General features: G+C 72.0%; 20 protein-coding genes and 1 tRNA gene. 14 read left to right on the forward strand and 7 right to left on the reverse strand.

Translation table 11 applies throughout. The features are described 5' to 3' along the window. Positions 1–157 precede the first annotated feature (157 nt). Positions 158–1,507 (forward strand): dicarboxylate/amino acid:cation symporter, encoded by a 1,350-nt coding sequence (locus ACIQIB_RS08565; protein ID WP_363607852.1) that lies wholly within the window; start codon positions 158–160, stop codon positions 1,505–1,507. A 162-nt stretch (positions 1,508–1,669) separates the two neighbouring features. Here the strand turns inward: ACIQIB_RS08565 and ACIQIB_RS08570 are convergent, their stop codons facing one another. Then, entirely contained in the window at positions 1,670–1,873 is a 204-nt protein-coding gene (locus tag ACIQIB_RS08570; protein ID WP_057227626.1) for a cold-shock protein, read from the reverse strand. A gap of 320 nt (positions 1,874–2,193) precedes the next feature. Here ACIQIB_RS08570 and ACIQIB_RS08575 point away from each other — a divergent pair, with 320 nt between their 5' ends. From ACIQIB_RS08575 to ACIQIB_RS08600, 6 genes are all read left to right on the forward strand, one after another. Further along, positions 2,194–3,102 carry a menaquinone biosynthesis protein gene (locus ACIQIB_RS08575; RefSeq protein WP_363607851.1) on the forward strand — a complete coding sequence of 303 codons (909 nt, stop codon included), beginning with the start codon at positions 2,194–2,196 and terminating at the stop codon, positions 3,100–3,102. A gap of 75 nt (positions 3,103–3,177) precedes the next feature. Beyond that, positions 3,178–4,809: a serine/threonine-protein kinase gene (locus ACIQIB_RS08580; RefSeq protein WP_400653729.1), complete on the forward strand. Its 1,632-nt coding sequence runs from the start codon at positions 3,178–3,180 to the stop codon at positions 4,807–4,809. A 112-nt stretch (positions 4,810–4,921) separates the two neighbouring features. Next, positions 4,922–6,145 carry a cyclic dehypoxanthinyl futalosine synthase gene (mqnC, locus tag ACIQIB_RS08585; RefSeq protein WP_363607849.1) on the forward strand — a complete coding sequence of 408 codons (1,224 nt, stop codon included), beginning with the start codon at positions 4,922–4,924 and terminating at the stop codon, positions 6,143–6,145. A gap of 12 nt (positions 6,146–6,157) precedes the next feature. Beyond that, positions 6,158–6,775, forward strand: a complete 618-nt coding sequence (locus ACIQIB_RS08590; RefSeq protein ID WP_363607848.1) for an imidazolonepropionase-like domain-containing protein — start codon at positions 6,158–6,160, stop codon at positions 6,773–6,775. A 235-nt stretch (positions 6,776–7,010) separates the two neighbouring features. Then, positions 7,011–7,598, forward strand: coding sequence for a hypothetical protein (locus ACIQIB_RS08595; protein WP_363607847.1), 588 nt, complete (start codon positions 7,011–7,013; stop codon positions 7,596–7,598). Between the two features lie 77 nt (positions 7,599–7,675). Continuing rightward, positions 7,676–8,371 carry a demethylmenaquinone methyltransferase gene (locus tag ACIQIB_RS08600; RefSeq protein ID WP_363607846.1) on the forward strand — a complete coding sequence of 232 codons (696 nt, stop codon included), beginning with the start codon at positions 7,676–7,678 and terminating at the stop codon, positions 8,369–8,371. A 48-nt stretch (positions 8,372–8,419) separates the two neighbouring features. Here ACIQIB_RS08600 and ACIQIB_RS08605 read toward each other — a convergent pair whose 3' ends face one another. Then, the gene (locus ACIQIB_RS08605; protein ID WP_400653770.1) at positions 8,420–8,830 is read right to left on the reverse strand and encodes a MarR family transcriptional regulator; all 411 of its coding nucleotides are present in this window, start codon (positions 8,828–8,830) and stop codon (positions 8,420–8,422) included. Between the two features lie 239 nt (positions 8,831–9,069). Between ACIQIB_RS08605 and ACIQIB_RS08610 the strand changes: the two genes are divergently transcribed. Further along, on the forward strand, positions 9,070–10,383 hold the full coding sequence (locus ACIQIB_RS08610; protein WP_363607844.1) for a geranylgeranyl reductase family protein: 1,314 nt from the start codon (positions 9,070–9,072) through the stop codon (positions 10,381–10,383). Between the two features lie 147 nt (positions 10,384–10,530). Here the strand turns inward: ACIQIB_RS08610 and ACIQIB_RS08615 are convergent. Continuing rightward, positions 10,531–10,621, reverse strand: a tRNA-OTHER gene (locus tag ACIQIB_RS08615). 25 nt (positions 10,622–10,646) lie between these two features. Here ACIQIB_RS08615 and ACIQIB_RS08620 point away from each other — a divergent pair. Then, positions 10,647–11,783: a B12-binding domain-containing radical SAM protein gene (locus tag ACIQIB_RS08620; RefSeq protein ID WP_400757326.1), complete on the forward strand. Its 1,137-nt coding sequence runs from the start codon at positions 10,647–10,649 to the stop codon at positions 11,781–11,783. Between the two features lie 21 nt (positions 11,784–11,804). Here ACIQIB_RS08620 and ACIQIB_RS08625 read toward each other — a convergent pair whose 3' ends face one another. The 4 genes from ACIQIB_RS08625 to ACIQIB_RS08640 all read right to left on the reverse strand — a co-directional run bounded on the left by ACIQIB_RS08625 (position 11,805) and on the right by ACIQIB_RS08640 (position 14,543). Beyond that, on the reverse strand, positions 11,805–12,155 hold the full coding sequence (locus tag ACIQIB_RS08625) for a MazG-like family protein (protein ID WP_400757327.1): 351 nt from the start codon (positions 12,153–12,155) through the stop codon (positions 11,805–11,807). Positions 12,156–12,322: 167 nt separating this feature from the next. After that, a complete protein-coding gene (locus ACIQIB_RS08630) occupies positions 12,323–13,027 on the reverse strand; it encodes a peptidylprolyl isomerase (RefSeq protein WP_400653732.1) in 705 nt (234 codons plus the stop codon). 39 nt (positions 13,028–13,066) lie between these two features. Then, positions 13,067–13,717, reverse strand: a complete 651-nt coding sequence (locus tag ACIQIB_RS08635) for a TetR/AcrR family transcriptional regulator (protein ID WP_400653733.1) — start codon at positions 13,715–13,717, stop codon at positions 13,067–13,069. Positions 13,718–13,994: 277 nt separating this feature from the next. Continuing rightward, positions 13,995–14,543 carry a hypothetical protein gene (locus ACIQIB_RS08640; protein WP_400757328.1) on the reverse strand — a complete coding sequence of 183 codons (549 nt, stop codon included), beginning with the start codon at positions 14,541–14,543 and terminating at the stop codon, positions 13,995–13,997. Positions 14,544–14,844: 301 nt separating this feature from the next. Here ACIQIB_RS08640 and ACIQIB_RS08645 point away from each other — a divergent pair, with 301 nt between their 5' ends. From ACIQIB_RS08645 to ACIQIB_RS08665, 5 genes are all read left to right on the forward strand, one after another. Then, positions 14,845–15,825 carry a DMT family transporter gene (locus tag ACIQIB_RS08645; protein ID WP_400757330.1) on the forward strand — a complete coding sequence of 327 codons (981 nt, stop codon included), beginning with the start codon at positions 14,845–14,847 and terminating at the stop codon, positions 15,823–15,825. 513 nt (positions 15,826–16,338) lie between these two features. Continuing rightward, positions 16,339–16,698, forward strand: a complete 360-nt coding sequence (locus ACIQIB_RS08650; RefSeq protein WP_014137597.1) for an NADH-quinone oxidoreductase subunit A — start codon at positions 16,339–16,341, stop codon at positions 16,696–16,698. An 89-nt stretch (positions 16,699–16,787) separates the two neighbouring features. Beyond that, positions 16,788–17,342, forward strand: coding sequence for an NADH-quinone oxidoreductase subunit B family protein (locus ACIQIB_RS08655; RefSeq protein WP_363607835.1), 555 nt, complete (start codon positions 16,788–16,790; stop codon positions 17,340–17,342). After that, entirely contained in the window at positions 17,339–18,085 is a 747-nt protein-coding gene (locus tag ACIQIB_RS08660) for an NADH-quinone oxidoreductase subunit C (RefSeq protein WP_400653736.1), read from the forward strand. The genes ACIQIB_RS08655 and ACIQIB_RS08660 overlap by 4 nt, the downstream gene beginning before the upstream one ends. Further along, positions 18,085–19,425: an NADH-quinone oxidoreductase subunit D gene (locus ACIQIB_RS08665; protein ID WP_400757331.1), complete on the forward strand. Its 1,341-nt coding sequence runs from the start codon at positions 18,085–18,087 to the stop codon at positions 19,423–19,425. The genes ACIQIB_RS08660 and ACIQIB_RS08665 overlap by 1 nt, the downstream gene beginning before the upstream one ends. Positions 19,426–19,431 lie beyond the last annotated feature (6 nt).

Here is a 19,431-nt window from a genome sequence, read left to right on the forward strand (position 1 = left end):
GGTGCTGTGGACAGCCCGCGCCGTTGTCGCGCCATGAGCTGTATCCCGGCGGCACGCCCCTGACGAGGGCTGAGCCCTCCCCGCTCGCCTCGTGCGCCGTGTCGCCTTCCCCGCCTCATCTCACCGTCAGCAACGCCCTTCCCGGAGCCGCACCGTCATGTCCACAGCGCCCGAGGCGACCTCGTCGCCGTCCGTGCTCGCCAGAATCCGCAAGACCCCGTTCTGGGTCCAGATCGTCGCCGGCCTCGTGTTCGGTGTCGGTCTCGGCTACCTGGCCCGCTCCGCCGACATCTCCTGGCTGGCGACCACCCTGGAGACCATCGGCAAGATCTTCGTCCAGCTGCTGAAGCTGGCCGTCCCGCCGCTGGTGTTCACCGCGATCGTGGTGAGCGTCGCCAATCTGCGCAACGTCACCAACGCGGCCCGGCTGGCCGTTCGCACACTCCTCTGGTTCCTGATCACCTCGCTGATCGCGGTCGCGATCGGCCTGGGCCTGGGCCTGCTGACCAACCCCGGCCAGGGCACCAACCTCACCACCGAGGGCCTGAAGGCACCGAAGTCGTCCGGTAGCTGGATCGACTTCCTGACCGGCATCTTCCCGACCAACATCGTCACCGCGTTCACCGAGGTGAACGTGCTGCAGATCGTCTTCATGGCGGTCGTGGTCGGCGCGGCGATCATCAAGCTCGGCGCCAGGGCCGAGCCGGTCCTCAAGCTCAGCGAGTCCGTCCTGGAGCTGACCCAGACCGCCCTGTGGTGGGTCATCCGGCTCTCCCCGCTCGGCACCCTCGGCCTGATCGGCAAGTCCGTCGCCAAGTACGGCTGGGACCTGCTGAAGCCCTTCGCGACCCTGACCGCGGACGTCTACATCGGTTGCGCGCTGGTGATGTTCGTCGCCTACTCCCTGCTGCTGAAGTTCGCCGGCGGCCTCAACCCGCTGAACTTCTTCAAGGGTGCCTGGCCCGCCATCCAGCTGGCCTTCGTCTCCCGCTCCTCGGTCGGCGCCCTGCCGGTCACCCGCCGGGTCACCGAGCGCCTCGGCGTCCCGAGCGAGTATGCGAGCTTCGCGGTTCCGTTCGGCGCCACCACCAAGATGGACGGCTGCGCCGCGATCTACCCCTCGCTGGCCGCGATCTTCGTCGCCCAGGTCTACAACATCGACCTCGGCATCAGGGACTACCTGCTGATCGCCTTCGTCTCGGTGATCGGCTCGGCCGCCACCGCGGGCCTCACCGGCGCGATCGTGATGCTGACGCTGACCCTCTCCACCCTGGGTCTCCCGCTGGAGGGCGTGGGCCTGCTCCTCGCCATCGACCCGATCCTCGACATGATGCGCACCGCGACCAACGTCGCGGGCCAGGCGCTGGTGCCGGTCCTGGTCGCGGCCCGCGAGAAGACCCTCGACCTCGTCGCCTACAACAGCCCCACCGGCGACCTCTACGGGGACGCCCCGGCCGCCGGCATCCCGGCCCAGTCCGCCAAGGGCGGTACGCCGGCGACCGCCTGACCCCGGCTCCTCAGGCCGACGCGGGCGGGCCGGGGCACAAGGCAGGGGGCCCGCCGGATCGGTGGGCCCCCTTGGGTGTTGCTCTTGTGCTCATGGTGACGGCCGTCGGGGGCCGTCGGCGGACCCGATGGGGTCCCGAGCGATCAGAACATCAGAGGATGGTCAGATAGCGGTGACGTTCTCCGCCTGCGGGCCCTTCGGGCCCTGGGTGACGTCGAAGCTGACCGCCTGGTTCTCCTCCAGCGAGCGGAAACCGTTCGCGTTGATGGCGGAGTAGTGGACGAAGACGTCGGGGCCGCCGCCCTCCTGGGCGATGAAGCCGAAGCCCTTCTCAGCGTTGAACCACTTGACGGTTCCCTGAGCCATGCCGTTCTCCTTGCGAGGCGTGTTGGGGACCACACCGTGTGGTGCCCGGTCCGCTGCGCTGATCGCCCTGCCTCCGGACGGGTCCGGAGTTTTTCGATATTGCTGAAAAACTACAAAAAGCCTGCGGTTACATGCTCCGCAGGCTTCAAGTACTGCAAGGGGAATCAAACTGCAACTGAGGGCAACGCTAGCATGCGGTCGCTGTGACGACCAGGGGTGACTTGCGGGGTGGACAGGGCGTGTCGTAAGGGCGGTGAGGGGCTTCCCGGAGGGCGGGCATACCCTGCGGGGAGGCGCACGAACAGCAAGGGAGCGGCGCAGTGTCAGCAGCGGATGCGCAATCGCGGGAGCCCCGGGAGAACACCCCGGTCAGGCCGCGGGTCGGGCATATTCAGTTCCTCAACTGCGTCCCTCTCTACTGGGGTCTGGCCAGAACCGGCAATCTGCTCGATCTCGACCTCACCAAGGACACCCCGGAGAAGCTGAGCGATCAGCTGGTCGGGGGTGCGCTGGACATCGGGCCGATCACCTGCGTGGAGTATCTGCGGCACGCCGACGAACTGCTGGTCCTGCCCGACATCGCGGTCGGCAGCGACGGCCCGGTGATGTCCTGTGTGATCGTCAGCAAGGTGCCGCTCGCCGACCTGGACGGCCGCCGGGTCGCCCTCGGCTCCACCAGCCGGACGTCGGTGCGCCTCGCCCGGCTGCTGCTGGAGGAGCGGGAAGGGGTGCGGCCGGAGTACTTCAGCTGCCCGCCCGACCTGGACGCGATGCTCGCCGAGGCGGACGCCGCCGTACTGATCGGCGACCCGGCCCTGCGCGCCTACCTCGGACAGGCCGCCGCCCAGGGGCTGACGGTGCACGACCTCGGCGAGATGTGGAAGGAGTGGACCGGGCTGCCGTTCGTCTTCGCCGTCTGGGCCGCCCGCCGCGACTTCGCCGAGCGCAGCCCGGAGTTGACGGCGGCGGTGCACCGGGCGTTCCTGGAGTCCCGGGACCTCTCGCTGGTGGAGGCCCGCGAGGTCGCCGAGCACGCGGCCCGCTGGGAGGCGTTCGACGCCGAGGTGCTGGAGCGGTACTTCAGCGAGGCGCTGGACTTCTCGCTCGGCGAGCGGCAGTTGGCGGGCGTCGCCGAGTTCGCCCGCCGGGTCGCCCACGACAGCGGCTTCGCCCCGGACGTCGCCGTTCGACTGCTGGACGCCGAACCCGTACCCGTGGCCGTCGCCTGATCCCGGTACGGTGCTGGTCCCGGGCGGGCCGGACGTGCCGGACGTCCTGGGCGGGCGGCGAGGGGAGCGTGCGGGATGCAGGCACTGGGGTCGGAGGATCCGCGCCAGGTGGGCGAGTACCGGCTGCTGCGGCGGCTCGGTGCGGGCGGGATGGGCCGGGTCTACCTCGGCCGGACGGCCGGCGGCCGCACGGTCGCCGTCAAGCTGGTCCGCGGCGAACTGGCCGAGGACGCCGAGTTCCGGGCCCGGTTCCGGCAGGAGGTCGCCGCGGCCCGCCGGGTCGGCGGCGCCTGGACGGCGCCCGTCCTGGACGCCGACACCGAGGGCGAGCACCCCTGGGTCGCCACCGGGTACGTCGCCGGGCCGGCCCTCGGCGAGGCCGTCCGGGCGGTCGGGCGGCTCCCCGAACCGGCCGTGCGCAGCCTCGGCGTCGGGCTGGCCGAGGCGCTGGCGCACGTCCACGCGCTCGGGCTGGTGCACCGGGACGTCAAGCCGTCCAATGTGCTGCTCACCCTGGACGGGCCGCGCCTGATCGACTTCGGCATCGCCCGCGCGCTGGACGCCACCAGCGGCGTCACCCAGTCCGGTTATGTGGTCGGCTCGCCCGGCTTCATGTCGCCGGAGCAGGCGGAGGGCCGGCCCGCCGGGCCGCCGAGCGACGTCTTCTCGCTCGGCGCGGTGCTCGCCTACGCCGCCACCGGCGTACCGCCGTTCGGCGAGGGGGTGAGTGTGGCGGTGCTGCTCTACCGGGTGCTGCACGAGGAGCCCGACCTCGCCGGGCTGGGCCCCGCGCTGCGCCCGGTCGTCGCCGCCTGCCTGGCCAAGGACCCGGCCGACCGGCCCACCCCGCGCGGTCTGCTCCAGTGGCTGGACGCCGACGGCGCGGCCGCCGGGCGGCTGGCCCGGGGCGGCTGGCTGCCGCCCGGGCTGGCGGAGGAGGTCGGGCGCGGCGCCGTCCGGCTGCTCGACCTGGAGGGGGAGACCGGCCCGGACACGGCCGGGGCGCCGCCGGCCGCGCCGCTCACCGTGCCGCCGGAGGACGCCCGGCCGGTGGACCGGACGCCGACGCTGGTGCCGGCGGCGGAGCCCGGCCGGACGGCGGAGCCCGGCGGCCGGCGCTGGATCGCCGGGCTGGTGGGCGGCCTGGTCCTCGCGGCCGTGGCCGCCGTCCTCGGCCACCAGGTCTACCGGGGGCTGGAGCAGCCCGACGCCACCGCCACCGCCGAGACCACCTCCTCTTCCTCCTCCTCCGTGGACATCTCGGTGACGGCGTCGACCTCGACGACGACCTCCTCCACCACCACGACCGTCACCCAGCCGCCGCCCGGCACGGCCGCCGGCCCGAGCGTCGTCCCGGCGGCCTTCGTCGGCACCTGGAGCGGCGACATGACCACCGAGAAGGGGCTGCCGGCCGGCACCACCACGCTCACCATCGGCCCGGCCGCGCTCGGGCAGGCGAACACCACCAGCCGCAACGCCGCCACCGGCCTGATCCCGGTCAGCTGCGAAGGGTCCTGGACGCTCCGCTCGGCCTCGCCGGAGAAGCTGGTCTTCGTCTCCCGGCTGGTCCGCTCCTCGCTGCCCGGGGCGTGCACCGGCGGGTCGAACGCGGAGACGCTCACCCTCCAGAAGGACGGCACGATCCGGTTCACCTCGGACGACCCGGCCGCCGGGAACCCGTCCGGAACGCTGCGGAAAGCGGGCTGACGCGGGGGCGCGCGGACGCTGGCGTAGGCTGGTTCGGCCGTACCGGTACGCCGTGCTGAGCAGGGCGTACCGAGAACCACGCAGCAGTACCCGAGAGAGAGAAGGCCGCCAGGTGTCCGAGCTCGCAGCGACCACCCTCGATGCGCCCAGCACCGACCTGCAGGCCGTGCTCGACCGGGCCGCGGCCGGGGGCCGGATCAGCCCGGAGGAGGCGCTGGAGCTGTACCGCTCGGCGCCGCTGCACGCGCTCGGCTCGGCGGCCGACACGGTGCGCCGCCGCCGCTACGCCGGTACCGAGCACATCGCGACGTACATCATCGAGCGCAACATCAACTACACCAACGTCTGCGTGACGGCGTGCAAGTTCTGCGCCTTCTACGTGCCGCCGAAGAGCGACAAGGGCTGGTCCCGCGACCTCGACGAGATCCTGCGCCGCTGCGCGGAGACGGTCGAGCTGGGCGGCACCCAGATCATGTTCCAGGGCGGGCACCACCCGGACTACGGCGTGGAGTACTACGAGCGCGCCTTCTCGGCGATCAAGGCGGAGTTCCCGCAGCTGGTGATCCACTCGCTGGGCGCGTCCGAGGTCGACCACATGGCCAGGATCTCCGGGGTGTCGGTCGAGGAGGCCATCACCCGGATCCACAAGGCGGGCCTGGACTCCTTCGCGGGCGCCGGCGCCGAGCTGCTGCCGGAGCGGCCGCGGAAGGCGATCGCGCCGCTCAAGGAGTCCGGCGAGCGCTGGCTGGAGATCATGGAGGCGGCGCACGGCCTCGGCGTGGAGTCCACCTCCACCATGCTGATGGGCACCGGCGAGACCAACGCCGAGCGGATCGAGCACCTGCGGATGATCCGCGACGTGCAGGACCGCACCGGCGGCTTCCGGGCCTTCATCCCGTACACCTACCAGCCGCAGAACAACCACCTCAAGGGTTCGACCCAGGCGACCGTCTTCGAGTACCTGCGGATGATCGCCATCGCCCGGCTCTTCCTCGACAACGTGGCGCACATCCAGGGCTCCTGGCTGACCACCGGCAAGGAGGCCGGCCAGCTGTCGCTGCACTACGGCGCGGACGACCTCGGCTCGGTCATGCTGGAGGAGAACGTGGTCTCGGCGGCCGGCGCCAAGCACCGCTCCAACCTCACCGAGCTGATCCACCTGATCCGGGCCGCCGGCCGGGTGCCCGCCCAGCGCTCCACCACGTACGAGCACCTGCGGGTGCTGGACGACCCGGCGAACGACCCGGTCGACCCGCGGGTCGCCTCGCACATCGCCTCCACCGCGATCGAGGGCGGCACCGCGCACCCCGAGCTGAAGATCCTCGACAACGGCTGAGCGCTCCCGACCGTGCTCACCCTCCACCGGGCGGCCCTGCTGCTGCCCGATCCGGCCGACCCCACCGCCCCGTCCGTCGCCGACGGGGCGGTGCTGGTGCGCGGCGAGCTGATCGAGGCGCTCGGTCCGTACGCCGGGCTGGCGGCCGCCCACCCGGCGGCCCGGCTGCGCGACTGGGGGGAGGGCCTGCTCACCCCCGGCCTGCGCAACCCGTACGGGCACTGGCTGCTGGAGCGCGCGTACCACCCCGACCCGCGGGAGAACGCGGGCAGTGAGCCGGTGCCCGGGGGCGTGACGGACGCGACGGACGAGACGGCGTGCGGCGCGAGCGCCCGGCGCGGGCTGCAACGGATGCTCGGGTTCGGCGTGACGGCGGTGGCCGGGCCGTTCGAACGGGCCGCGGTCCGGACCGCGGTGGCCCGCTCGGGGCTCACCGCGCTGCCCGGCGAGGGTGCCGAGGGCCCGCTGGACCCGCTGGCCGTCCTGCCGCTCGCGGCGGCCGTGCACGGCCCGCTGGGGGCCGGGGGCCGGGCCGACTTCGCGGTGTTCGCCCCCGGTGGCGCGGGCCCGCTGCCCGGCGGCTGCCTGGCCACCGTCCTGGCCGGGCGACTGGTGTACCGGCGGCGCTGAGCCCGGCATTCTACTCGCCGGTAGTCGGATGTGCGTACGGGGCAGGGGACTTCCTTCGTGTGCCGTCGAACTCCGGTGCCGGGTGGATGGTCTGATTCGCCCTTCGCCGTGACCTGAGGGCCCGCCAGCGGATACGATCCCGGACAGCTCACTCCGTACCCTCACCACGTACCGCCCGCCCCCGCGGGTGGCGGGGCCCCGTGCCAGGCCCCGACGGCAAGCCAGGACAGGAACCATGCGATCCGCGACCGTCCCCCCGCCGCGATCCCCGCGGATGGGCCGTGGCTGGTACCTCGCCGCCGTGCTCAGCGCCGTGCTGGCCGTCGGCATGTGCCTTCTCGGCTGGCGTCAGGCCGACCAGGCGGACAAGATCGGCGCCAACCCGGTGAGAGTCGAGGGGGTCGTCACCCAGTTGCCCACCGGCGGCGGCTCCTACAGCAGCGTCAGCTACCGGGCCGTCGGCCAGCCGCACACCGCCGCCGGGCTGCCGGTCGCGGACGGGGCCAGGGTGGGTGACGCGGTCTGCCTGGAGCACGCCGCCGACGATCCGGGCGCCGTCCGGATCTGCGGCGACACCTACCCGCAGCCGGTCGGCGTCGGACTGGCCCGGTTCAGTGTGCCGGTGGCCGTGGTGCTCTTCGTCGTCTGCGTCGTGCGCATCCGCCGGCACCACCGGGCGCTCGCCCTCCGCGGCGGCCAGGGCCGGATCGCCAGCACCATGGCCCTGGCGACCGACGCGCTGGCCGACGGGATGCCGGCGATAACGCACGGCAAGCGCTCGCGCCGACGGCGCCGCTCCGGCGGGCGGCGCGCCCTGCACTGAGGCCGTCGGCGCCGCCCCGGCCCGGGTCGGCGTGCCCCCTTGCCCGGCCTGTCGGGGCCAGGGTGAACAATGGGGGAGTGACCCGAGCCTCTCTGGACAAGCAACCGCACGAAGTCGCCGCCATGTTCGACGACGTCGCGGCCAAGTACGACCGCACCAACGACGTGCTCTCCCTCGGCCAGGCCCGCGCCTGGCGGCGGGCGGTGGCCGAGGCAGTGGCCGCCGGACCGGGGGACCTCGTGCTCGACCTCGGAGCCGGCACCGGCACCTCCTCGCTGCCCTTCCAGGAGGCCGGCGCCAAGGTCGTCCCGTGCGACTTCTCGGTCGGCATGCTGGCCGAGGGCAAGCGCCGCCACCCCGAGCTGCCGTTGACCGCCGGGGACGCCACCAGCCTGCCGTTCGCCGACGACACCTTCGACTCGGTGACGATCTCCTTCGCGCTGCGCAACGTCCAGGACACCGACGCCGCGCTGCGCGAGCTGTTCCGGGTCACCAAGCCCGGCGGCAAGCTGGTGATCTGCGAGTTCTCCACCCCGACCTGGACGCCGCTGCGGACGGTCTACACCGAGTACCTGATGCGCGCCCTGCCGCCGGTCGCCACCGCGGTCAGCAGCAACCCGGACGCCTACGTCTACCTCGCCGAGTCCATCCGGGCCTGGCCCGACCAGCCCGCGCTGGCGGCGAAGCTGCAGGAGGCCGGCTGGTCCAAGGCCGCCTGGCGCAACCTCACCGGCGGGATCGTCGCGCTGCACCGCGCGTACAAGGTCGCGTAACGCCGTGCTCCGGCCGCGCGGGCCGGGGGGTGTCCGGCACCCCCCGGGTCAGCCGCGCGGCCAGACCACGCCCTGGAGGGCCTCGATCGAGCGGTTGAGCCGGGTCAGCGACTCGGCCAGGACCGCGACCTCGGCGTCCGTCCAGTCCGCCAGGACGCGGCCGAGCCCCTCCTGGTGACGGCGGCGGTCCGCCGCCAGTGCCTCGGCGCCGGCCGGGGTGATGGCGAACTTGCGGGCCATCCCGCCGTCCGGGTCCGGGATCCGCTTCACCACGTCCGCGCGCAGCATCGCGGCCGCCTGCCGGTTGACGGTGGAGGTGTCCAGCTGGAACGCCTCCGCGAGCTGCCCGATCGACATCGGCCCCTGCGTCTCGATCCGGGAGAGCAGCAGATAGGCGGAGCGCTCCAGCTCCCCGCCGCCGCGCCCGCCGGCCATCGCGTGGTGGCGTCCGACGAGCATCAGCTCCCGTTCGATGTCGTCCAGATGGTCCCTCACGCGTGCCTCCGGGCGGCTGTTTCTCCCTGCGACGTCCGCATTCATGGTAACCACGGGGGGTTTATGTGCATGGTGCACGCACTATGCACGGCTGGGCCGGCCGGGCTTCGGTACCGCCCTCGGATCCCGTGCCGGGGGCGGCAACTAGACTGCCGGGGACAACGCCGCCGTCCCCCAGCCGCAGCTCCAGGAGAGTGCCCACCGTGTCCGAGACCGCAGTCGACCTCAGCGACCTGAGCACGGGGACCGTCGAGAGCACGGCCGATGTCATCGTGGTCGGCGCGGGCCCCGCCGGTGCCACCACCGCGTACTACCTCGCCCAGGCCGGCCTGGACGTGCTGCTGCTGGAGAAGACCGCGTTCCCGCGCGAGAAGGTCTGCGGCGACGGCCTGACCCCGCGTGCCACCAAGCAGCTGGTCGACATGGGCATCGACGTCTCGACCGAGAACGGCTGGCTGCACAACAAGGGCCTGCGGATCATCGGCGGCGGTGTCCGGCTGGAGCTGGACTGGCCGGAGCTGTCCGCCTTCCCCGACTACGGACTGGTCCGCAAGCGGGCCGACTTCGACGAGCTGCTGGCCCGTCAGGCCGTGAAGGCCGGCGCCCGGCTGTACGAGCGCTGCAACGTCAGCGGCCCGGTGCTCGACGACCGCACCGGCCGGATCGTCGGCGTCACCGCCAAGCTCGGCGAGGAGAAGCGGCCGGTCACCTTCCGGGCGCCGCTGGTCGTCGCCGCCGACGGCAACTCCACCCGGCTCTCGCTCGCCATGGGCCTGCACCGCCGCGAGGACCGCCCGATGGGCGTCGCCTACCGGACGTACTTCACCTCCCCGCGCCACGACGACGACTACCTGGAGTCCTGGCTGGAGCTGTGGGACACCCGGGACGGCCAGCGCAAGCTGCTGCCCGGCTACGGCTGGATCTTCGGCATGGGCGACGGCACCTCCAACGTCGGCCTCGGCATCCTCAACTCCTCGCCCGCCTTCGGCGAGCTGGACTGGCGCGAGGTGCTCAAGGCCTGGTGCGCGAGCATGCCCGGGGAGTGGGGCTACACCCCCGAGAACATGACCGACCCGATCCGCGGCGCCGCCCTGCCGATGGCCTTCAACCGGCAGCCGCACTACACCCGGGGCCTGCTGCTCGTCGGTGACGCCGCCGGCATGGTCAACCCGTTCAACGGCGAGGGCATCGCCTACGCGATGGAATCCGGCCAGATCGCGGCCGGCGTCATCGTCCAGGCCCACGCCCGGGTCACCCCGACCGGCCGCGAGCGCGCCCTCCAGGCGTACCCGCGCATCCTCAAGGACGTCTACGGCGGGTACTACACGCTCGGCCGCGGCTTCGTGAAGATGATCGGCAACCCCAAGGTGATGCAGCTCGCCACCCAGCGCGGGCTCACCCACCCCGTCCTGATGAAGTTCGTCCTCAAGATGCTCGCCAACCTCACCGACCCGCAGGGCGGCGACGCCATGGACCGCATCATCAACGGCCTCGCGAAGGTCGCGCCGAACGCCTGACCGCTGGGCGGGTGCGCGGAGCGCCTCGTTGTCGGCCGCCGAGCCGTCCTCCACGCTGTCCGGGACGGCGGGCGCGCAGCCGGGTGACGGGTGTGCCCGGGGCGCCGGGGGTGCTTCGCCGGCGCCTCCGGCGTGTGCGCGGGGCCCTGGTGCCGGGGGAAGGTTTCGAACCCTCACGCCCCCTGGGGGACGCTCGACCACAGGGGTCGAGCGCGTCTGCCAGTTCCGCCACCCCGGCCGGCCCGCCGGCGACCGTGCCCGGGGTGATCTGGCGCGACCGCGGCACCGTACGGGTCAACCACCGCACGCCCGCCCCGACCGACTACGAGTCGCTGCCCACGCCCGTCTTCGACCGGGAGATCCGGCAGTGGAGCCCGGACTTCGTGCCGCCGCTCCACACGATGTCCAACTGCCCGATGCGGTGCGGCTTCTGCTCCATCGCCGCGGGCAGCGACACCTTCCTGGGCAAGCCCCGGGTGATGTCCGAGCGCCGCGTCGCGGAGCACATTGCCGCGCTCGGCGTCGAGCGTGTCGACTTCGTCGACGAGTACCTCACCATCCCCCGGCAGATCAGGATCGGCCGGGAACTCGCCCGCATCGGGCACCGCGCCACCTGGCAGTGCTATCCGACCGCCGGGGACCAGCTGCTCGACCCGAGGAACTGCGAGGCGCTCGCCCAGGCCGGCTGCCGGGCGGTGCAGCTCGGCCTGGAGTCGCTCGATCCGCAGACCCTGCGGCAGGAGGCCAAGCCCTGGAACCACCCGGCGAACTACGGCCGCATCCTGGAGAACCTGTACAACGCCGGGATCCAGGTCCACGTCTTCATCATCGTGGGCGTTCCCGGTGAGCCGATCAACTTCTCACTGCGCTGGCTCTCCTTCCTCGAAGAGCACGGCGCGCACATCCTGACCATCAAGTCCGGCCGCTACCGGCTCACCCGCCGCGCCCCGGACGAACGGCGGTCCACCGTCGACGAGTTGCACGGCCTCCAGGTGACCGGTCAGGACAACCAGCTGCTCAACCTCAACCGCGACCAGTTCCGGTACACCACCAACGGGCTCAGCCGGAAGCGCGTCGAGGCCGTCCGCGACCTCCTCGAAGAGGCCTGCCGCCGGCACTGGGCCTACCAGGTCACCTCGTCGCTGCCCTGGTGGATCAACCGCGGCCGCTTCAGTCTGGAGCAACTACACCAGGTCGCCGACCAGTTGAGCGCGCACCGACCCGCCGAGCCGTCCATCCCGGGCAGCCACCTCAAGCGCGGGCTCTCCAAGATCACCAGTGCCGTGCACGAGGAGCTGGGCCTGCGCACCGCGCCCATCTCGTACGAGGACGTGCGCGACCTCGCGGCCCGGCTGCGGGCCGGGGACGAGACGGTGGCGGCGGGCGGCCGGCGGGGGTGACTCCGGGCGCGGCGGGGTGCCCTACTCGGGGCCCTTCTTCTCCTCGGGCGGGCGGCGGCCGGCGGTCGAGCGCCGCTCGACGTAGGCCAGCCGTTCGGCGAAGACGCGGGCGGCGTCCGGGGTGAGGGTGCGCAGGGCGACGAGGGCGGTGAAGACCACGTCGCAGAGCTCGTGCTGAACGTCCTCCCAGCTGTGGGTGACACCCTTGCGCGGGTTCTGGCCGGTGGCGCCGATCACCGCGGCGCCGACCTCGCCGACCTCCTCGGAGAGCTTGAGGATGCGCAGCAGGCGCTCCTCCTGCGGGGAGGCCGCGTTCTCCGCGTCCAGCCAGGCGACGAGCTCGTCGACGCTCTCCCAGATCCTGCTGTCCATGCGGCGCTGCTCCCGTACGGTGTCGATGGCGGGTCTCGATGGCGGGTGTCCACCGTACGGGAGCGGGGTGACGGGCCCGCTCGGCGGCTGCCGGTTCTCACCCGGCGGTTCTCACCCGGCGGTTCTCACCCGGCGGTCCTCACTGGCCGGTTCTCACTGGCCGGTTCTCACTTGGCGATCTTCACGTTGCGGATGTTCACCGGAAGGGTGGGGAAGCCGTCGCCGGGGCTGTTCTGGTCGTCCTCGCCGCCCGCCGCGATCTTCTGCAGCACGTCCAGGCCGGCGGTGACCCGGCCGAAGGGCGTGTAGGCGGGGGAGAGCCTGGTGTCCTTCCAGACGAAGAAGAACTGGCTGCCGTTGGTATCCGGGCCCGCGTTGGCCATCGCGACGGTGCCGGCGGGGTAGGTCGCGCCGGTGAGGTTCTCGTCCGGGAAGGAGTAGCCGGGGCCGCCGCTGCCGGTGCCGGTCGGGTCGCCGCACTGCAGGACGAAGATCCGCTGGGTGGTCAGGCGGTGGCAGTGGCTGCGGTCGAAGTAGTCGTGCTCGGCGAGGAAGCGGAACGAGAAGGTGGTGCAGGGTGCCTGGCCGGTCAGGGCCTGGAAGGTGATGGCGCCCTGACTGGTCCTCAGGGTCGCGCTGTAGGGCTTGGCGGCCTTCTCGGCGTCGAAGACCGGGATGCCCTTGAAGTTGTCGGCGGGCACGGCCGGGGTGTACGTGCAGGTGGTGGCCGGGGGCGCGGGCGGCGGGGTGTCCGCGGCGGCGGTGCCGGTGGTCGCGGCGAGCGGGAGGACGGTGGCGGTGGCGAGCAGCGCCCAGTGTTCGCGCTTCACGTGACGGGCCTTCCGGGGGGTGGTGGGCGGCAGCGTTGTCATGGCGACATCATCCATGCCGTCGTGGGGATCCGGTAGACGTCAGTCGCCCGTCGGCGCGAACAGCCCGGCGCGGGCGGCCAGTGCCGCGGCGTCGGCGGCCCGCTCGGCGGCCCGGGCATCCAGTGGCTCGCCGGTCACGAACAGCCGGTAGTAGAGCGGCGCGGTCGCCGCCCTGACCACCTCGGCGCCGTCCGTGCCGGGGGGCAACTCGCCGCGGGTGACGGCTCGTTCGGCCACGGCGGCGGCCTGCTGGTGGCGGGCGGCGAAGAAGGCGCGCAGGGCGGCGGCGCCGGCGTCGGAGCGCTGGGCGGCGGTGATCAGGGCGGTGGGGGTGGAACCCAGCTCCGGATCGGTGAAGACGGCGAACACCTCGCGGGTGATGCGGCGCAGGTCCTGCCCGAGGTCCCCGGTGTCCGGCAGCGGCCAGACCTGGTCGGCCGAGGCGGTGAGGGCGTCCGCGACCAGCCCGTCCACCCCGCCCCAGCGGCGGTACAGCGTCGCCTTGTGCACACCGGAGCGGGCGGCGACCGCGTCGACGGTCAGCCCGTCGTACCCCCTGGCGGTGACCTCGGCGAGGGTGGCGGCGACCACGTCCGCCCGCACCCGGGCGCTGCGGCCACCGGGGCGGGGGGTCGGGGCCCTGGGGGGCTCGGGCTGGGCGTGGCCCGGCTGGGGGGCGCGGTCGCTCAAAGTGGACTCCTGTCGCGTCAGCGCTTGCTCCGGCGGTGCCGCCGCGCCATCCTCATCCTAATGCGACTCCAGTCGCATTTCGAGTGGAGTCCGGCACCCCGGCCGACATCGAGGCCGCCGCCGAAGGCCCACGGGCCGCTCACCCCCCTGAGCGCCGGGCCCCGCCAGTGGAAGGAGCTCAGTTGTAGGAGTCCAGCTGGTGGTCGAGCGTCTTCGGGATCTTCAGGATGTTGCGGAGGACGGAAGTGTCGACGAAGGTCACCAAGCGGGCCACAGGTCAGCCGATCCCGAGAAGACGGTCGAAGTCGGAGTAGTCGCGGGGGCTTTCGGCCGCGTCCAGGATGCCCCGGGTCACCACGTCGCCGAGCTTTCCCTCGGCCATGGCGGCGGCGTAGCCGGCCAGTTCGGGGAGTGGACGCAGGCGGCCGGCCCCGGTGGCCGGGTCACGGTCGCAGACCACGACACCCCGGTGATCGGCCCCGCTGAGCTGCTCGTGGACGATGCGGATGTCCGGCCGGACCTGGATCGTGACATCGAGCGTGGCGGGCAGGCTCCATGGCGTGCTGACCGTGCAGCCCAGGGTGAAGACGTCCTCGCCGTGCGGGGGGCAGCCTTCCAGCCCTCCCCGAACCGGGCCCGCGTCGCGCCGCCGGCTGTCCAGGGCGTCGCGGATGTCCTCACCCTGCGCGAGTCGCGAGAGCACCTCCAGGGCGTCCAGCGCGTTCGACTTGCCGCTGCTGTCGCGGCCGATGAGCAGGGTGAGCGGGGTCAGCGGCAGCACGGCGTCGTGGAAGGTCTTGAAGGCGGTCAGCCGTACCTCGGTCACCGCCCGGCGTCGCGGCGTCGTGGCCGGTCGCCGCGACGCCTTCCGGATCCGCCTTGCTCACTCCGAACTCCTCGCAGTTGCCCGCAGTGGACGTGTTGCCGCCACCTCGTGGTCCACGATAGGGCTTGTCGCCGGACGACCCGGGGCGCTGCCGGGCAGGGCGTGGAAAAGCCTTGATCGGCCAGGGCCGGTGGGCAAGGATGGCGCCGCCGTCCGCGGCTCTGTCCGCGCCTCTGTCCGCCGCTCCGTTCGATGTCGCACGGGCTGCTCACCCTGCCTCTTGCTCGGAGGAACCTTGCCCATGCGCGCCTCACTGTTCTCGTCCTCGTCCTCGTCGCCGTTGCGTGATGTGCCCGTGCTGCTGGTGGCGGTGGTGTGGGGGTCGAGCTTCATGGCGGTGCAGCGGGTGGCGGAGCCGGGGACGGTGGTGGCGGTCCTGGTGCTGCGGTTCGGGCTGGTGCTGCCGGTGCTCGGGGTGTTCGCGTGGCGGGCGCTGCGGGGGATGGGGCGGCGGGAGTGGCTGGGCGGGGCGGTGCTGGGGCTGGTGCTCGGCGGGATCTTCCTGCTGGAGATGTACGGCGCGGTGCACACCTCGGCGACCAACGCCGGTCTGATCGTCAGCCTCACGATGGTGACCACGCCGCTGGCGGAGAGCGCCGTCAACCGGACGCCGCTGCCGCGGGCCTTTCTGGCGGCGGCGGGGCTCTCCGTGCTCGGGGTGGCGCTGCTGACCGGGGGAGGCGGGCTGAAGCCGCCCTCGGCGGGGGACCTGCTGGTGCTCGGCGCCGCCCTGGTGCGGACGGTGCACGTGCTGGCGATGTCCCGGATCCGGGCCATTCGTGACACCGACTCGCTGGCCGTGACCTGGGTCCAACTCGCCGCCGCCGCCGTGGTGTTCGTCGCCGTCGCGCCGTTCGCCGGGCCCGCGCCGTGGACGGTCGCGGCCGGGTACGGGCCGGCGCAGTGGGCCTGGCTGCTGCATCTCGCCCTGCTCTGCACGCTGTTCGCCTTCTTCGTGCAGATGTGGGCGGTGCGGACGACCTCGCCGTCCCGGGTCAGGCTGCTGCTGGGCACCGAGCCGCTCTGGGCCGCCGTCTTCGGCATCACCCTGGCCGGTGACCACCTCGGCCCGCTCGCTCTGCTCGGCGGTGTCCTCGTGCTGGCCGGCACCGCCTGGGGCCGCCGCACCGCCGTCCCCGCCCCGGCTCCCGCTCCGGCTCCCGCTGCGGCCCGGGCGGAGGACCAGGCCGAGGACCGGGAACCCGTAGCCGGCGGTCGGTAGCCGGCCCGGCCCCCGGGCCCCCGGGCCCCCGACCGGCCCCTGACCGGCCCCCGGCACCCCCGACGGCTGCCCGCCGGAGCGGTTCGCGCGCTTGTGAACGAAGGGTCAAGCGGGCGTTCGGAGGGCCGCCACCCCTGCGGGTGAGGCGCTATAACACGTCAAAATGAAGTCCAGAAATTTGCCCTGGAAGGCGCATAGTTGATATAGGAGCACCGCTCTGACCAGCCGCTTCACCGATGAATGCGACTGTTTGTGATCATTTGACTTCTTTGGGTCGACAACTCTGGTCATGTTCACTTTCGTCACCATTCCGGGGGTGGCGTAGATCACAAAGATCACCGTGAACTGCGTGTCGCAGATCACAAGCCGACGGGCATAGGATGCGCTCGTTCCGGGCTTTGTGAACTGCCTCACATGGGGTGGATCTCGGGAACCGGAACGCGGGTCCACCACAGCGTGACCCGTCGGTTCCGATCTGCAGTCAAGGACGACTGGACGGAGGGAGCGGGGGCTATGAATGCCTACGCGCCGATCCTCGTACTCGGTGCCATCGCGGCGGCGTTCGCGGTCGGTTCCGTTGTGATGGCCTCACTGACCGGCCCCAAGCGCTACAACCGGGCCAAGTTGGAGGCGTACGAGTGCGGCATCGAGCCGACCCCGCAGCCCGTGGGCGGCGGTCGGTTCCCGATCAAGTACTACCTGACGGCGATGCTCTTCATCGTCTTCGACATCGAGATCGTCTTCCTCTACCCATGGGCGGTGAGTTTCGACGCCCTGGGGATCTTCGGGCTGGTCGAGATGCTCCTGTTCATCGCCACCGTCTTCGTCGCCTACGCCTACGTGTGGCGGCGCGGCGGTCTGGAGTGGGACTGAGCGCGGGGCTGCCGCTGACTTTGTGAACGGGCGGACAAGCCTGAACGGGCGGACGAACCACCGGACTTGATGGCATTGAGAGGGATCTGATGGGAATCGAGGAGAAGCTGCCGAGCGGCTTTCTGCTCACCAGTGTGGAGACGGCCGCGGGCTGGGTGCGCAAGGCGTCGCTCTTCCCGGCCACCTTCGGACTGGCCTGCTGCGCGATCGAGATGATGACCACCGGGGCCGGCCGCTACGACCTGGCCCGGTTCGGCATGGAGGTGTTCCGGGGCTCACCCCGGCAGGCCGATCTGATGATCGTGGCGGGTCGGGTGAGCCAGAAGATGGCCCCGGTGCTGCGCCAGGTGTACGACCAGATGGCCAACCCGAAGTGGGTCATCTCGATGGGCGTCTGCGCCTCCTCGGGCGGGATGTTCAACAACTACGCGATCGTGCAGGGCGTCGACCACATCGTCCCGGTGGACATCTATCTGCCGGGTTGTCCGCCCCGCCCGGAGATGCTGATGGACGCCATCCTGAAGCTGCACGACAAGATCCAGCACGAGCCGCTGGGCGTGAACCGGCGCCGGGCCGAGGAGCTGGGCGAGGCGCTGGCGCTGCGGGCCACCCCGGTGAGCGAGATGCGGGGGCAGCTGCGATGAGCGAGCCGACCAAGCCCACCGGACCCGCCGAGTCCGCCGAGCTCACCGGGGCCGGCGTCCCCGTCACCCGCCGGGAGATCCCGGTCGAGGTGGTCGGCACCCGCCAGGGCATGTTCGGCGCCCGGGACAGCGGTGACACCTCCGGCTTCGGCGGCCTCACCGCCCCCGTGGTGCTGCCCGGCCCGAGCGAGCGCCCGTACGGCGGCTGGTTCGACGAGGTCGCGGACGAACTGGAGGGCGCCCTGGAGGAACAGGGCCTCGACCCGGTCGACGTGATCGGGAAGACCGTCGTCGACCGCGGCGAACTCACCTTCCACATCGACCGCGAGCACCTGCTGCGGACCGTCCGCACCCTGCGCGACGACCCGGCGCTCCGCTTCGAACTCTGTCTCGGGGTGAGCGGCGTGCACTACCCCGGTGACAAGGGCCGCGAGCTGCACGCGGTCTACCACCTGCGCTCGATCACCCACGGCCGGCTGATCCGGCTGGAGGTCACCGCGCCGGACTCCGATCCGCGCGTCCCGTCGGTGGTCAGCGTCTACCCGACCAACGACTGGCACGAGCGCGAGGTCTACGACTTCTTCGGCCTGGTCTTCGAGGGCCACCCGGCGCTCACCCGGATCATGATGCCGGACGACTGGCTGGGCCACCCGCAGCGCAAGGACTACCCGCTCGGCGGCATCCCCGTCGAGTACAAGGGCGCCCAGATCCCGGCGCCCGACCAGCGGAGGTCGTACAGCTGATGAGCACCCGGCACTACGAAGAGGCAGCAGAGGCAGAGGCCCGTGAGACCACCGAGGGCCGGGTCTTCACCGTCACCGGTGGCGACTGGGGCGAGGTGGTGGAGGCGGTCGGCCGGGCCGACGACGAGCGCATCATCGTCAACATGGGCCCCCAGCACCCGTCCACCCACGGCGTGCTGCGGCTGATCCTGGAGATCGACGGCGAGACGGTGAAGGAGGCCCGCTGCGGCATCGGCTACCTCCACACCGGCATCGAGAAGAACATGGAGTTCCGCAACTGGGTCCAGGGCACCACCTTCGTGACCCGGATGGACTACCTGACCCCGCTGTTCAACGAGACCGCGTACTGCCTGGCGGTCGAGAAGCTGCTCGGCATCACCGACGACATCCCGGACCGGGCCACCGTCATCCGCGTCCTGATGATGGAGCTCAACCGGATCGCCTCGCACCTGGTCTGCCTGGCCACCGGCGGCATGGAGATCGGCTCCACCACGCTGATGATCTACGGCTTCCGCGACCGCGAACTCATCCTGGACGTCTTCGAACTGGTCACCGGCCTGCGGATGAACCACGCGTACGTCCGCCCCGGCGGCCTCGCCCAGGACCTGCCGCCCGGCGCCGTCGACCAGATCCGCGAAACGGTGAAGACCATCCGCTCGCGGATGCACGAGTACGACAAACTCGCCACCGGCAACCCGGTGTTCAAGGCCCGCCTGGTCGACGTCGGCTTCCTCGACCTGGCCGGCTGCCTGGCCCTCGGCGCCACCGGCCCGATCCTGCGGGCCACCGGCCTGCCGCACGACCTGCGCAAGTCCGACCCCTACTGCGGGTACGAGAACTACGACTTCGAGGTGGCGACCGCCGACAGCGCCGACTCCTACGGCCGCTTCCTGATCCGTCTGGAGGAGATGAGGCAGTCGCTGCGGATCGTCGAGCAGTGCCTGGACCGGTTGCGGCCCGGCCCGGTCATGGTGGCCGACAAGAAGATCGCCTGGCCCGCCCAACTGGCCGTCGGCCCGGACGGGGTGGGCAACTCGCTCGACCACATCCGCAAGATCATGGGCACCTCGATGGAGGCCCTGATCCACCACTTCAAGCTGGTCACCGAGGGCTTCCGGGTCCCGGTGGGACAGGCGTACACGGCGGTCGAGTCGCCCAAGGGCGAGTTGGGCGTGCACGTGGTCAGCGACGGCGGGACACGCCCGTACCGGGTCCACTTCCGGGACCCGTCGTTCACCAATCTGCAGTCGATGGCGGCGATGTGCGAGGGCGGCCAGGTCGCCGACGTGATCGTCGCGGTGGCCGGGATCGACCCGGTGATGGGAGGCGTGGACCGGTGACAGACG

This window comes from Kitasatospora sp. NPDC092286 (assembly GCF_044755565.1).
Lineage (GTDB): Bacteria > Actinomycetota > Actinomycetes > Streptomycetales > Streptomycetaceae > Kitasatospora.

What these genes read in the sequence shown, in the direction of transcription:
- ACIQIB_RS08565 (WP_363607852.1), top strand. Translation starts at nt 158, where the DNA reads ATGTCCACAGCGCCCGAGGCGACCTCGTCGCCGTCCGTGCTCGCCAGA.
- ACIQIB_RS08570 (WP_057227626.1), bottom strand. Translation starts at nt 1,873, where the DNA reads ATGGCTCAGGGAACCGTCAAGTGGTTCAACGCTGAGAAGGGCTTCGGC.
- ACIQIB_RS08580 (WP_400653729.1), top strand. Translation starts at nt 3,178, where the DNA reads ATGCAGGCACTGGGGTCGGAGGATCCGCGCCAGGTGGGCGAGTACCGG.
- ACIQIB_RS08595 (WP_363607847.1), top strand. Translation starts at nt 7,011, where the DNA reads ATGCGATCCGCGACCGTCCCCCCGCCGCGATCCCCGCGGATGGGCCGT.
- ACIQIB_RS08605 (WP_400653770.1), bottom strand. Translation starts at nt 8,830, where the DNA reads ATGCTCGTCGGACGCCACCACGCGATGGCCGGCGGGCGCGGCGGCGGG.
- ACIQIB_RS08625 (WP_400757327.1), bottom strand. Translation starts at nt 12,155, where the DNA reads ATGGACAGCAGGATCTGGGAGAGCGTCGACGAGCTCGTCGCCTGGCTG.
- ACIQIB_RS08630 (WP_400653732.1), bottom strand. Translation starts at nt 13,027, where the DNA reads ATGACAACGCTGCCGCCCACCACCCCCCGGAAGGCCCGTCACGTGAAG.
- ACIQIB_RS08645 (WP_400757330.1), top strand. Translation starts at nt 14,845, where the DNA reads ATGCGCGCCTCACTGTTCTCGTCCTCGTCCTCGTCGCCGTTGCGTGAT.
- ACIQIB_RS08650 (WP_014137597.1), top strand. Translation starts at nt 16,339, where the DNA reads ATGAATGCCTACGCGCCGATCCTCGTACTCGGTGCCATCGCGGCGGCG.
- ACIQIB_RS08655 (WP_363607835.1), top strand. Translation starts at nt 16,788, where the DNA reads ATGGGAATCGAGGAGAAGCTGCCGAGCGGCTTTCTGCTCACCAGTGTG.
- ACIQIB_RS08660 (WP_400653736.1), top strand. Translation starts at nt 17,339, where the DNA reads ATGAGCGAGCCGACCAAGCCCACCGGACCCGCCGAGTCCGCCGAGCTC.
- ACIQIB_RS08665 (WP_400757331.1), top strand. Translation starts at nt 18,085, where the DNA reads ATGAGCACCCGGCACTACGAAGAGGCAGCAGAGGCAGAGGCCCGTGAG.